11 protein-coding genes are annotated in these 14947 nt (G+C 38.9%); 5 read left to right on the top strand and 6 right to left on the bottom strand.

Translation table 11 applies throughout. The features are described from left to right. Nucleotides 1–286: 286 nt before the first annotated feature. The 6 genes from ES711_RS09065 to panC form a co-directional block, all read right to left on the bottom strand. Nucleotides 287–751: a peptidylprolyl isomerase PrsA family protein gene (locus ES711_RS09065; RefSeq protein WP_146892773.1), complete on the bottom strand. Its 465-nt coding sequence runs from the start codon at nucleotides 749–751 to the stop codon at nucleotides 287–289. A 49-nt stretch (nucleotides 752–800) separates the two neighbouring features. Beyond that, nucleotides 801–2159 (bottom strand): DNA repair protein RadA, encoded by a 1359-nt coding sequence (radA, locus tag ES711_RS09060; protein WP_146892771.1) that lies wholly within the window; start codon nucleotides 2157–2159, stop codon nucleotides 801–803. A gap of 221 nt (nucleotides 2160–2380) precedes the next feature. Further along, complete coding sequence (locus ES711_RS09055) at nucleotides 2381–3520, bottom strand: alpha/beta hydrolase (protein WP_146892769.1); 1140 nt, start codon at nucleotides 3518–3520, stop codon at nucleotides 2381–2383. An 86-nt stretch (nucleotides 3521–3606) separates the two neighbouring features. Continuing rightward, nucleotides 3607–4572, bottom strand: a complete 966-nt coding sequence (locus tag ES711_RS09050) for a lysylphosphatidylglycerol synthase transmembrane domain-containing protein (protein WP_146892767.1) — start codon at nucleotides 4570–4572, stop codon at nucleotides 3607–3609. A gap of 2 nt (nucleotides 4573–4574) precedes the next feature. Further along, the gene (gene panD, locus ES711_RS09045; RefSeq protein ID WP_146892765.1) at nucleotides 4575–4925 is read right to left on the bottom strand and encodes an aspartate 1-decarboxylase; all 351 of its coding nucleotides are present in this window, start codon (nucleotides 4923–4925) and stop codon (nucleotides 4575–4577) included. A gap of 13 nt (nucleotides 4926–4938) precedes the next feature. Beyond that, complete coding sequence (gene panC, locus ES711_RS09040; protein WP_146892763.1) at nucleotides 4939–5787, bottom strand: pantoate--beta-alanine ligase; 849 nt, start codon at nucleotides 5785–5787, stop codon at nucleotides 4939–4941. A gap of 111 nt (nucleotides 5788–5898) precedes the next feature. Here panC and ES711_RS09035 point away from each other — a divergent pair, with 111 nt between their 5' ends. From ES711_RS09035 to ES711_RS09015, 5 genes are all read left to right on the top strand, one after another. Then, the gene (locus ES711_RS09035) at nucleotides 5899–6711 is read left to right on the top strand and encodes a glycogen/starch synthase (protein WP_146892761.1); all 813 of its coding nucleotides are present in this window, start codon (nucleotides 5899–5901) and stop codon (nucleotides 6709–6711) included. 44 nt (nucleotides 6712–6755) lie between these two features. Continuing rightward, a complete protein-coding gene (locus tag ES711_RS09030) occupies nucleotides 6756–8369 on the top strand; it encodes a DUF4270 domain-containing protein (protein ID WP_146892759.1) in 1614 nt (537 codons plus the stop codon). Between the two features lie 12 nt (nucleotides 8370–8381). Further along, nucleotides 8382–10229, top strand: a complete 1848-nt coding sequence (glmS, locus tag ES711_RS09025) for a glutamine--fructose-6-phosphate transaminase (isomerizing) (RefSeq protein WP_146892757.1) — start codon at nucleotides 8382–8384, stop codon at nucleotides 10227–10229. Nucleotides 10230–10444: 215 nt separating this feature from the next. Continuing rightward, nucleotides 10445–13195 carry a TonB-dependent receptor gene (locus tag ES711_RS09020; protein ID WP_146892755.1) on the top strand — a complete coding sequence of 917 codons (2751 nt, stop codon included), beginning with the start codon at nucleotides 10445–10447 and terminating at the stop codon, nucleotides 13193–13195. 11 nt (nucleotides 13196–13206) lie between these two features. Continuing rightward, entirely contained in the window at nucleotides 13207–14823 is a 1617-nt protein-coding gene (locus ES711_RS09015) for an SGNH/GDSL hydrolase family protein (protein WP_146892753.1), read from the top strand. Nucleotides 14824–14947: the final 124 nt, after the last annotated feature.

Raw genomic sequence — 14947 nt, 5'->3', positions numbered from 1 at the left:
GAGACAAATAACCGAAAAAGAAAGGATAGATTTCAGGATAAAAACCACCTCTTTTGAGCTGCTTTTGGGGTGTGTTGAAAATGTTAACTTAGACTTAAATTGGAGTTATTAGGTCGTGCTTTTTTTTGGTGGAAAACACCAACAGAGGCTGCAGAGTTTGTTGGTGAAAAACACCAACAAAGGCAGGAAAACACCAACAAAGACCGGGAAACATCAAAAAAGGCTGGATGATTTGTTGGTGGAAAACACCAACAAAGGCAAGAAAATACCAACAATGGCCAAGTTTTCAATGTTCGCTTAGAAATGCTTTTTGAAAGCGATTGGCTTTTTCTAGAAGTAATTTCTGATTTGGGGCATCAGAGGTAACCCCAGAAATCACTTTATTTTTATGTACATAAAATTTTGTGGTGGCACCTCCAGAATTCACATCCATCAAAACCACATCGCCATCTTTAAAATAATAGATCTCAGTTACCACTTGCGCTGTTGTTTCTACATTCTTAATTTTATGAAGTGTATTGGACGGCGCATCAAAATACACGGTGTACTTAAAGGTGCCGATATCTTTGAAGCCTTCCATATCTGTAAGAGCGCCTTCAGTAATTTCTTGTTTCAGATTGGAATTTGCATTGATCTCGGACACATAAGTGTCAATCTCTTGGGTGAGTTTAGCGGCAGATTTGTTCGGTTTTGTTCCGCAAGCGCTGAACATTAGAATTCCGAAAATAATTAGGAGGGTATTTGTTTTCATATGTTGAAATGTAAAGTTTCTATTTTAAATTTGAATCAACTCATAGGTTTTAGACTAAAAAACTCACCAAATCTTCAATTTTCGAAATCAATTGAATTTTGATGACCGGATTTTTTAAAGCGATTTTATTGTATTTGGAAACGAAAATCGTTGAAAACCCCAGCTTTTCAGCTTCCAAAATCCGCTGTTCCACACGCTGCACAGGTCTGATTTCACCAGAAAGTCCCACCTCAGCCGCAAAACAGTAATCTTTAGGAATGGCCACATCTTCATTAGACGACAATACCGAGGCCACCACTGCCAAATCAATCGCAGGATCATCTACTGAAATTCCACCTGTAATATTCAAAAACACATCCTTAGCTCCCAATCGGAATCCGGCGCGTTTTTCCAACACCGCCAAAAGCATGTTTAGGCGTTTGGCATTAAATCCGGTAGCAGACCTCTGTGGCGTTCCATAAACTGCTGTACTCACCAAGGCTTGGACCTCAATCATCAGTGGCCGCATGCCTTCTAGCGTTGACGCCACTGCATTCCCCGACAGTTCTTCGTCTTTTTTGGAAATTAAAATTTCTGACGGATTCGATACTTCGCGTAGGCCTGAGCCTTGCATTTCGTAAATCCCCAATTCATTGGTCGATCCAAATCGGTTCTTATGGGCGCGCAAAATGCGGAAGACATGATTCCGATCGCCTTCAAATTGCAACACCGTATCCACCATATGTTCCAAAATCTTTGGTCCAGCAATGTTACCATCTTTAGTAATATGCCCGATTAAAATAACCGGCGTAGCGGTTTCTTTGGCGAATTTTATAAGCTCGGTCGTACACTCCTTAATTTGGGAAATACTTCCTGAAGATGATTCAATATAATCACTATGCAAGGTTTGGATGGAATCAATAACCACAATATCTGGCTCAAGCGCTTCTATTTGCTTAAAGATATTTTGAGTTTTGGTCTCAGTCAGAATATAGCAATTGGCGCTATTGGGATTGATGCGCTCCGCTCGCATTTTAATTTGCTGCTGGCTTTCTTCACCAGAAACGTAGAGGGTTTTATAAGGTAATTTTAAGGAAATTTGTAGTAATAAGGTACTTTTTCCAATGCCAGGTTCGCCGCCCAGTAAAATTAAGGATCCAGGTACAATCCCACCACCTAGCACCCGATTGAACTCCTCATCTTGAGTGTTCATTCGCGCCTCCTTAGTGACGTCAATCTCATTGATTCGTAAAGGTTTTGAAGTGCGTTTTACGCCAGATGTTGGCATTTTCCAATCAGACTTCTCCTCTTTTTGGATGACCTCTTCTACAATAGTATTCCATTCTTTACAAGCCGTACACTGCCCCTGCCATTTAGAATATTGACTGCCACAGTTTTGACAAAAAAAGGTTGTTTTTATTTTGGCCATACTTGAAAATTTAAGCTAAAATAAAACTATTTACGCTATAAAATCGTGTTGAAAATCTTTATTCCAATGCAGTAATCCTCCAAGTTATTTTTATTATTATCAGTCTCTAAAGTCAATTCTTATATAATCAGATACAAATCCAGGTGATGGTCTTTTTTAGGGTAGATACGCTGAGAGTTGAGGATCTTCCTAAAGTATAGTCATCTTAACGTTTCTAAGTATTAATTTTCGCCCTTAATGGTGTAGATTTTATCTAGCAACACATCTTTATCAACATATTCAGAAGGCTTTAGTAGCAGACCTGACTGGTAGTATTGTAATGCTTTTTTAGAATTGTTTTCCTGCTCGTAGTACAGGCCTGTATAATACGCACTGATCATAGACTCAGGAAATTCTTTACGTGCCAATTTAGATAATTCTTTAAAGGCTTCCAAATCCGTTTTAATAGCCGCCGCGGCCACGACAGCCTTCATATCATTCTCAACTACTTTTTTCTCAAAACCATAGATCAGTTTGATGTCATTATATTTCTTTTCAAGATATTTAAACGGCCCGCCTTCATAGGTTAACATCTGCGTAGTATATTCTTGTTTGTTGATAGGTTTGTATAAGGCAAAAATAGCATTCAAGACCCTTGGTATGCCAAGGCCTACTAAGGAATAATGATCAGCTTCCGTAAAATTATCAAATCGATAATGGATTTTGGGATTGCTCAACCCAGCCAACTGCGAATTATGAGTCAGAATTTTGTCTTTTAATTGACTGATGTCGTTATCTGAAGTTGCCACATAGTAAAAGGTATCCGTATTTAAAGTGGTCAATCGTTCACGTACTCTCGTGGTCATTTCAGGAGCTAAATCAGGACTGAATAAAATATAAGCCTTAAATATCGGATTGTCCTTGAACATATAGTAGTTGATAAAATTGGCACTAGCATCATGCCCCGCCACGATCCTAAAATCTGAAACGTTGTATTTGCTTTCTATAAAGGGAATGAGTTCCATGCCAATAAATTCGAAAAAAGATGCCCCCTCATGCGCTGGAAAATAAATTTCGCTATCATAAAACAAATCCGTGTCTCGTGTATTCACTTGATTGATTCCGACCACAATGCTTTTTGGAATCTCCCCCCAATACGCCTGATAGTCTAAATTTCCTGCAAACGGTTCAAATAAATAATCGCCATCCAAAACAATGACTAAAGGGTATTTATTTTTTGCTTCCGGATTATAATTTCGGGGCAACTGGATCTTGATTTCTCGGGTTTGGTCTAATTTTGAAGAATAAAAAGGCTCATATATGACTTGGGCATCCATTGAGATGGTGAGGATAAACAGTAGGAGCAAGGCTAAATTTTTCATAAAATCTGGGAATTTTAATAGCCGCAAGTTAAAGAATTATTTCATTCCATTTACCGAGCAAGATAATGTTTAGGGGAGGTGTGCGGCTATTTCTGAATCTTTGTCTTCCTGTTATAAATAGGCAAAAACAAAAAGGACATACTTCCCAGCATAATAATCATTGCTGTTTGGGAGGCCCAAATAATCCAACCAAACGCAATACTGGGGTTTTCAGGGATATCAAAAATCGAAAATGCAGCACCAATAGCCAACGGATACACAAAAATGCCGCCGTTGGTAGCAGCAATAGTAAAACTACCTGCAATAAATGCTATTAATAAGGCGCCAATAGAAACCCCTTGCAAATCATCTACCGCCAAAGTGGTAATGTAAAACATAAGAAGGTACATAACCCAAATAAAAATAGTGTGACCTATAAATGCCCACTTGTGCTGCATTCTAAAAATACTCAATATACCTTCCAGCAATCCCAAAACAAAATTTCGTACTTTAAGTGCTATTTTCGATTGGCTCTTTCTCAGATATATAAAGAGCAAGATTATAACTGTCACCCCAATCAGCCCCATAATAATCAATTTTTTAGGCTGAAAGGCGTTTTGGAGAAGCTCAAAGATAAAGTCGAATTGAATTAGGAAAGTAACCCCTACAATACTGAGCAGGATGATAAAATCAGCCATCCGTTCCCCAATAATCGTCCCAAAGCTTTTTTGAAAAGGCACATCTTCATAATTGGTCAACACCGCTGCCCTTAAAACTTCGCCCGATCTAGGAATCCCGAAGTTGGCCAAATAGGCAATAAAAACCGCCATGATTCTATTGGGTAACTTAGCGTTATAACCCATAGGTTCCAGCAAATATTTCCAGCGATAGGCTCGAGACAAATTGCTCAATAGACCAAACAGCATCCCCAGTGCAATCCAGCTATAATGCGCGGATTTAAAGTACGGAATGATTTGATCTATTGGTAATTTTAAAAATGTGTACCATCCAAAAAAAACAGCCAACAAAAGCGGAAGCGCAATTCGTACTACTTTCTTAGTTTTAGGGCTCAATGCTATCTGAGTAAATTGGTCGCTTCGTCAGGAAATACCAAAGAAGGTTTGAATGTTCGTGCCACTTCCAAATCCATAAAGGCGTAGGTAATAAGAATAAGAGTGTCTCCCACCGCAACTTTACGCGCAGCAGCGCCATTTAAGGTAATCTCACCAGAATTTCTAGGTCCAGGAATGACATAAGTGTCTAAACGCTCGCCATTATCATTATTGACAATTTGAACTTTTTCGCCCTGAATAATATTGGCGGCGTCCATTAAATCTTCATCAATAGTAATACTGCCGATATAATTTAGTTCAGCTCCGGTACATTTGACCCGGTGTATTTTCGATTTTACAACTTGTATTTGCATGTGGCAAAGATAATTAATTAAGCGCTATATTATCGATCAGCCGAATTTCTCCTGCAAATACTGCTATAAACGCTCTATATGATTTAGTGTTTTCTTTTGTTTCTAAGGGAAGAAGGGTGTTTTCATCAGCAATTGTAAAGTATTCCAACTCTAGCAACGCTTGCATATCAAACTGTGCCTCAACCCATTCGGTAACCTCTTTCGCATTTTCCATGCCAAAACGTAATTTGGCAGCTTTTAATATTTGGTATATAAAAGGAGCAACCGCTCTATGGGCTTCACTTAACCGTTGATTTCTTGAACTCATGGCTAAACCATCTGCCGCTCTAAAAATATCACAACCAATAACTTTGACATTCAAGGCGTGCTTTTCTACCAATTTTTGGATGATTCGTAATTGTTGAAAGTCTTTTTCGCCGAAATAGGCATAATCTGGCTGAACAATTTCAAAAAGCCGTTTAACCACGGTTCCTACGCCGTCAAAATGTCCTTTACGAAATTTACCTTCCATTTGATGTTCTAATCCATCAAAGTCAAATGATTTGGCAGCGATAGTGTTACCATAAATATCCTCTACCGTTGGTGCATATACTACGATACGCTCCGAAAACGATTGCAAAAGTTCAATGTCATGCGCTAAAGTGCGCGGATATTTTATAAGATCGGCGGCATTGTCAAACTGGGTAGGATTGACAAAAATACTTACGACCATAAAGGCATTTTCTTGTAACCCTTGGTTAATTAATGACAGATGACCTTGGTGCAAAGCACCCATTGTAGGCACAAAACCAAGGGATTGCTTTTTGAGTCTGAACCCATCAAGTACGCGTCTTAACTCTTCTCTTTTATGGCAAATTATCATTGTATAACAAAAAATTAACAGGCTGCAAACTTAAGATTTTACTCTCAATCTGCATAAATTTTTGTAATTTTGCGTGTTTTAAATTTTAACTTTTTTTAAACTACGCGATTTATGAAAGATAAGAGGATATTGTACGTGTCTTCCGAGGTTGTTCCATATTTACCAGAGACTGAGATCTCTTCAATGTCATTTGAAGCTCCGAGAATGGTGAATAAGCAAGGTGGACAAATACGAATATTCATGCCCAGGTATGGTAACATAAACGAACGTAGACACCAACTGCATGAAGTGATCAGACTTTCAGGTATCAATTTAGTGATTAACGATTTAGATATGCCGTTGATTATTAAAGTAGCTTCAATTCCTAAAGAGCGAATTCAAGTATATTTTATTGATAATGAAGAATATTTTAAAAGAAAAGCGACCTTAACGGATGAAGATGGAAAACTGTTTGCAGACAATGATGAGCGCGCTATATTTTTTGCCAAAGGCGTCATTGAAACCGTTAAAAAACTCAATTGGGCTCCAGATATCATCCATGTTAATGGTTGGTTGGCGTCCTTATTGCCGGTGTACTTAAAAGAGTATTACAAAAACGAACCTTTATTCTCAGAAAGTAAAATTGTAACGTCCATATACAATCAAAGCTTTGAAGGGACGTTAGATAAGGGTATGATACAGAAAGTGAAATTTGATAATATTGATGATGCTGCCATAAAAGTTTTAGAAACTCCTAATTATAACAACCTGATGAAGGTTGCTATTGATTATTCTGATGCGCTTATTAAAGGTTCGTCTGAACTTCCGGAAGAATTGGAAGCATACTTAAAAGCCTCAGACAAGCCAGTTTTAGAGTATTTTTCTCAAGAAGATTTTGCTGAACCTTATGCTGAGTTCTACAACTCTAAAGTCCTCAACCTCTAATTACCGCCATTACGCTTCACTTTTCAACCCATTTAAATCTAGTAATGAAAAAAACAAAATACGCCTATACACCATTAGTTTTTCTTTTAGCATTAACCACGTTGTTTATTGCCTGTGATAAAGATTATGTGTCTCTTGATTCAGATATTTCTGGACAAAATAATTTTGGAATGTCCGATAGCCAATATGAGGTTACTGCCTATACTAAAAAACTGAACCCTGTACAGACAAATGGTTTACCCTCTAATTTACTAGGGTATTACAATGATTTGGCCTATGGCTCAACGACAGCAAATGTGGTTACTCAAGTAACGCCGGCTACCTATAATCCGACTTTTCCTGAAAATGTACGTTTGGATTCAGTAGTGTTAACCGTTCCATATTTTAGTACAGTTACGGGGCAGAAAGATGGTGCCAGCACTTATAAATTGGATTCTGTATACGGAACAGCCCCAATTAATATCAACATTTACGAGAACACTTACTTTTTGAGAAGTTTTGATCCGAATTCAGAATTTAATTCTGCTCAAAAATACTATTCTAACCGATCGCTATCCGAGACTTCTCAGATTCCGTTAAGCACATTGCGTTGGGCACCTTTGCAAAGTTTGCCAGGATTCATCCCAAGCAATGAAGAAATCGTACAAAAAGTGGGTACTGAACTTACCCGGACAACTCCTGCGTTACGCATCAAAATGGACACGCTGTATTGGAAAAACAAAATTATCCTCAAGGAAGGCAGTACAGAATTAAGCAATGCAAATAATTTTCAGAACTATTATAGAGGCCTCTATTTTGAGACTGAAACTGTGGCAGACAATGGTAGTATGATGCTCCTCAATTTCGGGTCATCTAATGCCGGAATTGTAATGTATTACAGCTCTCCTCCAACGGGAACGGCTACTGAACGCGTCACAGGCAATTATAAATTGAACTTTGCTGGTAATAGAGTAAATTTCTTTGAGAATAATTTTACTAAGACCATTACACAGGGCAATCCAACAACTGGTGATGAGAAGCTTTACCTTAAAGGAGGTGAGGGTGCTATGGCAGTTATCAATTTATTTGGAGGTACTGATATTGACAGCGACCTTGGAACCCAAACGGCATTTGAAGATTTTAAGAATGAATACGTAGAAACAGATGCAGCCGGAAAATTCCTAAAAGCCAAACGCTTGATCAATGAGGCCAATCTTATTTTTTACGTAGACCAAAGCCAAACTCTAGGCCAAGAACCAGATAGAATTTACATTTACGATACTAAGAACAATAGGCCCTTGTTGGATTATAGTTTTGATTCAGAAGACAAGGTAACACCAAATAACTCTAGGGTAAATCACCTTGGTAAATTAGAGCGTGTAAGCGATGATAATACGTCACAAGGTGTTAAATACAAAATCACCATTACAGAACATATTAAAAATCTTCTTTTAAGAGATTCTACCAATGTGAGTCTTGGTTTGGCGGTTTCAACCAATGTCAATATTGAGGGCGTATCTGTACCACTCTCAATTTTATCATCTGAAAATAGTGCAGTTAAAACATCTCCAGTAAGTGCTATCCTTTCTCCAAAAGGGACCGTGTTATACGGCAACAATACTGCGGATGAAACCAAAAAATTATATTTGGAGATATTTTATACTGAACCTAACGAATAATACAAATAATATATGTGTGGAATTGTTGGATATATAGGGCGTAGAGAAGCCTACCCTATTGTTTTAAAAGGATTGAAACGATTAGAATACAGAGGGTACGACAGTGCCGGAATTGCTCTATATGACGGAAAAGACCTGAATATGTGCAAGACCAAAGGCAAAGTGGCTGATTTGGAAACACTCTTTAATAAGAACACTTCCACTAGTGGAACATTAGGAATAGGCCACACCCGTTGGGCTACTCACGGGGTTCCAAATGATGTTAACTCTCATCCTCATTATTCAAATTCTGGCAACTTGGTCATTATTCATAATGGAATCATCGAGAATTACGATTCTTTAAAAAAGGAGTTGATCAAACGTGGGTACACATTTCAATCTGATACTGATACTGAAGTTCTGATCAACTTGATTGAAGATGTGATGACCAACGAGAAAGTCAAGTTAGGTAAAGCCGTTCAGATTGCGCTCAACCAAGTAGTAGGTGCATACGCCATTGCCGTTTTTGACAAAACAAGACCTAACGAAATTGTAGTTGCTAAATTGGGTAGCCCCTTGGCTATTGGTATTGGCGATGGTGAATTTTTTGTCGCCAGTGATGCTTCTCCTTTTATTGAGTTTACGGACAATGCCATCTATTTGGAAGATGAAGAAATGGCGATTCTTAGACTTGATAAAGACATCAAAATCAGAAAAATTGCCGATGATTCTTTAGTGAATCCCTACATCCAGAAATTACAACTCAACCTGGAGCAGATTGAAAAAGGAGGCTTTGACCACTTCATGCTTAAAGAAATCTATGAGCAACCCTTAGCGATAAAGGATACGTATAGAGGTCGTTTATTAGTAGACGACGCTATTATTAAAATGGTGGGTGTTGAAGATAATATGAAGCGTTTTCTTAATGCAGACCGTATTATTATTGTAGCCTGTGGGACGTCGTGGCACGCCGGCTTGGTAGCGGAATACATCTTTGAAGATCTAGCGCGCATCCCAGTTGAAGTGGAATACGCTTCTGAATTTAGATATAGGAACCCAGTGATTACAGAAAAAGATGTGGTCATTGCCATTTCACAATCTGGTGAAACTGCAGATACCTTGGCCGCTATTAAATTAGCAAAATCGAAAGGCGCTTTCGTATTTGGGGTTTGTAATGTTGTTGGATCAACCATTGCTAGAGAAACGCATGCAGGAGCTTATACGCACGCTGGTCCTGAAATAGGAGTGGCTTCAACAAAAGCGTTTACAACGCAAATTACCATCTTAACATTAATTGCCTTACGTCTTGCCAGAGCTAACGGCACAATGTCTAGTTCTGATTATAGACGTCAGCTGCAGGAGTTGGAATTGATTCCGGAAAAAGTTGCTGAAGCTTTAAAAGCAGACAAACATATACAAGCCATTGCTGAAACGTATAAGGATTCCCGCAACATGCTGTACTTGGGGAGAGGCTACAATTTCCCGGTAGCTCTAGAAGGCGCGTTGAAACTTAAAGAGATTTCTTATATTCATGCTGAAGGCTATCCTGCCGCTGAAATGAAACATGGCCCTATTGCCTTAATTGATGAAAACATGCCGGTAATCGTTATTGCCACCAAAAAAGGGCATTACGAAAAAGTGGTTAGTAACATTCAGGAAATTAAAGCAAGAAAAGGTAAAATTATCGGTATTGTGACCCAAGGCGATGTCAGCGTTAGAGAGCTTGCTGACCATGTTATTGAGGTTCCTGAAACTTTAGAAAATTTATCTCCATTATTGACTACTATTCCGTTACAACTGTTGTCTTACCACATTGCTGTTTTGCTTGGCAAAAACGTTGATCAGCCGCGTAATCTGGCCAAATCCGTGACGGTAGAATAAGCTCACCATTGGATTATTAGTCTTACAATAAAATTAAACATTTCAAGCCCAAAAACTATTAAATATTAGTTTTTGGGCTTTTTTTTGGAGAATATCTCAAATTTTTACGCAATTTGATGAATAAAAATACTATGCATGCATAATTTTATAAAAAAAACGATTCAAAGTATCATTTAATTATTTATATTGGTATCCATAATAACTAATCTCCTAAAATGAAAACAATTCTTAAAATTATGATGCTGTTCTGCGTTACGCTTACGTATTCGCAAACAACAGTAACTGGAAAAGTAACGGACACGAACGGACAGCCCCTACCGGGAGCGAACGTGATTGTAGTAGGAACGAGCACTGGAACAATATCGGATTTTGATGGGAATTACACTTTAAACGCGAGTCAAACCCCTCCGTTTAAAATTCAGGTGAGCAGTGTTGGTTTTGATACCGTTACCAAAGAAGTAACTTCTACCACACAAACTATTGATTTCAAACTCAGTGAAGGCACCTCCTTGGACGAGGTGGTCATTTCTGCTTCCAGAACTCCTGAACGTGTCTTCGAATCGCCAGTTACGGTGGAGAGATTTGGCCTTAAAGAAATAAAAAACACGGCTTCTGCTGGTTTTTATGACGGTCTTGAAAATTTAAAAGGAGTTGATGTCAATACCAACAGTTTAACATTTAAGTCTATTAATACCAGAGGGTTCGCCACCTTTGCCAATACGCGTTTTATGCAATTGGTAGACGGCATGGACAACTCTTCTCCTGCCCTCAACTTCCCCATTGGAAATTTAGTGGGGATGAATGAAACGGACGTTTTAAGTGTGGAGTTGCTACCGGGTGCTGCATCCGCATTATACGGTGCCAATGCGTTTAACGGTATCCTCTTTATGCGAAGTAAAAATCCATTCGATTTTCAAGGGATTAGTGGCTACCACAAACAAGGCATCACATCTCAAGATGCTAGTGGCGATAATACTTACAGAGATTCAGGCCTAAGAATGGCCTACAAATTCACTGATCATTTTGCGGCAAAAGTAAATTTTGGTTGGTTAAAAGGAACGGATTGGACCGCTAACAACTATGACGGCAAGCCTGGCACAGGAGCCACCAGAGCAAGCATTGGTTATGACGGGTACAATATTTATGGTGATGAAGTATCTACAAATATTAGAGCGGCTTCAGGAGGACTTGGAGTTGTACCGGATGTGGTAGTGAGCCGTACAGGTTATGAAGAACGGGATTTGACCGATTATAATGCAGAAAGCATTAAAGCAGATTGGGGATTATACTTCAGACCTTGGGCAAACGACTTTGAAATTCAGTACGTCGGTAAAGTGGGTACAGGTTCTACTATTTATCAAGGTACAAACCGATACGCCATTACTAATTTTACACAACAACAACATAAGATTGAGGTTAGAAATGATAATTTCTTCGTTAGAGGCTATGTAGTGTCCGACAACGCTGGAGATTCTTATGATATGGTATTTACAGGAATTAATATTAACCGTGCCTGGAAGCCAGACACACAATGGTTTGGAGAGTATATTCAAACCTATGCTGGTGCCACTTTTAATGGTGCTACGGATGCACAAGCACACGCTGCCGCTAGAGCAAAAGCAGAAACAGGCCGATTTGAACCAGGAACTCCTGAATTCGAAAATGCATTTAACAGAATTATCGCCGATCCTGATTTTTCCCAAGGATCACAATTTAAAGACCAGTCTAAATACACGCATGCAGATGGTAATTATAACTTTAGCCACCTTTGGGACGTTATAGATATTCAAGTTGGAGGGTCCTATAGAAAATATGACTTAAATTCTTCCGGAACAATTTATACTGATTATGATGGTTCTATTCCTTATTCAGAATTTGGAATTTATACCCAAATGCAAAAAGATTTCGACCTGGGTGCAGAGATGAAATTAAAATTAACGGCGTCTGCCCGTTATGACAAATCAGAATTTTTTGATGGCTTTTTGTCTCCAAGACTTTCTGCAGGTTTTACCGTAAATCAAAATCACAACATCAGAGCTTCAGTTCAAACAGGATTTAGAAACCCAACCACTCAAGATTTATTTATCGGTTTAGATGCCGGCCGTGCCATCCTTGTTGGTTCTGCACCTAGCAACCTAGACCGATATTCTAGAAGCTATGACATTAGTGCCGCTGGCCAATTAGGATTTGGACAACCTGCTCAAATAACCCAGACAGGTGGTGCTGCTTATAACAATTCGTACTTAGCGTCATCAGTTACGGCTTTTGCACAATCTGAAAACCCTGCCGATTTGAAAATCGGAAATTCCGCTTTAGTAACTCCTGAAAAAATTACGACTGCAGAAGTTGGCTATAGAGGAAAAATTGATAAAGTGATTATCGACATGAGTGTCTACTACAACAAATACCAAGATTTCATTTCAGGTGAAGTGGTAGTTGCTCCTTTATACGGAACCGCAGGAGACAATGGACTATCCATCGCTGCGATTGCAAATGGAGATTTCCAAGCGTACCAAACTTATACCAACTCAAAAGCTGACGTCAATTCATATGGTGGTTCTATCGGAATCAACACGAAAGTATTGGGGGATTTTGATTTAGGAGGAAGTTATACGTACACGAAACAAGATTTCGATCAAGCTGCGTTTCCAGATTTTAAGACCAGTTTCAATACTCCAGAACATAAAGCAAAAATTAACTTCGGTAATGCCAATTTGTTTAAGAACTTCGGCTTCAATAGCGCTTGGAGATGGAGTGATGATTACTACTGGCAAGCTACTTTTGGTGATGGTGCCATCCCAGCGTTTCACTCGCTTGATGCACAGGTTAACTATACCATACCATCTTTAAAATCTATATTTAAGCTTGGTGCGACCAACGTTCTTGGTAAAGAGTACAACACTGCTATTGGTACAGGCGCTATAGGATCAATGTATTACGTTTCCTGGACTATCAACAACTTATAAAAAATAATACAATGAAAAATATAAAATATTTACTGCTGTCTGCTGTTTTAGTCAGTTTTACAGCGTGTAGTGATGACGAGTATGATTACAATCCAGCTCCTGAGCCCCTGCCAGAGCTTACTGCTGGCTCTGCAGACTTTTCAAAATATGTGGCTGTTGGTGCTTCCTTTTCAGCAGGATACACGGACAATGCCCTTTTCATAAAAGCACAGGAAAATTCGTTTCCTAACATCCTAAACATGCAATTTGCTAAGGTTGGAGGCGGTACTTTTATGCAACCATTAATGAAAGATAATATTGGCGGTTTTGTCATGGGAACAACAACCGTCGTCGCTCCAAGACTCTATCTGGATTTATCTGGAGCAAGTCCTGCACCTAAACTTTTGGATGCGACCCCCACAACACAACTTACGGATCGTTTAACCGGCCCATTTAATAATTATGGCATCCCTGGCCTTAAAAGTTTTCACTTAGGAGTACCTGGGTATGGTGCAGCTAATCCGTATTTCGGACGCATGGCCTCAAGCGCTACAGCCACCGTAATTGGCGATGCCGTTGCTCAAAACCCAACCTTCTTTACCCTATCAGAAATAGGTGGTAATGATGTTTTAGCCTATGCAATCTCGGGAGGCACTGGAGTAAACCAAACGGGTAATATTGACCCAAGAACTTACGGTTCAAACGATATTACAGACCCTAACGTATTTGCAGCATCATTTAAAGCTGCAGTAGATGCATTAACGAGCAATGGCGCTAAAGGTGCTGTAGCAAACGTTCCTTACATTACCAACTTAGCCCATTTTACAACTGTACCTGCAAAACCGCTAAGTCCTGCAAATCCAGCATTCGGACCTCAAATTCCATTATTAAATAACATCTTTGGCGCTTTGAATCAAATTTTTGCTCAAGTTGATCCAAGCAGACAGATTGTGTTTTCTGAAACGGCAGCAAGCGCAGTGGTTATCTACGACGAAAGTTTACAGAATATTTCACCAATAATTGAAGGCGCTCTTAACGCAAGTCCAACATTTCCTGCATTTATTGCACAATTTGGTTTGCCAGCTCAAGCTGCCCCATTAGTTGCGAATTTATTAGCTACAACTTATGGTCAAACAAGACAAGCTACAGCTAGTGATTTATTAGTATTACCAAGCAGTTCAGTTATTGGCACAGTTAACATGAGTTCTGTACAAGCCTTAATGGCTAAAGGTTTACCTCAAGCTTTAGCAGGTCAATTTTCTGTAGAAGGTGTCACCTTACCACTTGCCGACAAATGGGTTTTAATCCCAAGTGAACAAGCTGAAATTAAAGCCGCAACTGATGCTTACAATCAAACTATCGCAGCCGTTGCAGCCGCTAAAGATTTAGCTCTTGTAGATTTTAAAACCATTTTAGAGACCGCATCTACAGTTGGTTTTGCTGATGGCGATTTTATCTTTAATACAAAATTAGTAAGTGGTGGACTTATTAGTTTAGATGGAATTCATTTAACTTCTAGAGGTTATGCACTTATGGCCAATGAATTCCTGAAAGCCATTGACGCTCAGTACGGCTCCAATTTTATTGCTGCTGGCGTAACGGCAAATGCAGGAGAATATCCAACAAACTATAGTAAAGACTTAAGATAATTTACAGTAAAATAGAGATTCCAAAACACCTTTCAAAAGAAGGTGTTTTTTTATGCTTAAAAAAGCCAATAAAGGAGTTTATAATTAGGTAAAAAACTATATCTTTGCAGCGCGAAAAACTAAG

The organism is Gelidibacter salicanalis (genome assembly GCF_007997285.1).
Lineage (GTDB): Bacteria > Bacteroidota > Bacteroidia > Flavobacteriales > Flavobacteriaceae > Gelidibacter > Gelidibacter salicanalis.
The sequence above is the reverse complement of the archived record's forward strand: the minus strand, read 5'-3'. Positions and strand labels throughout refer to the sequence as shown.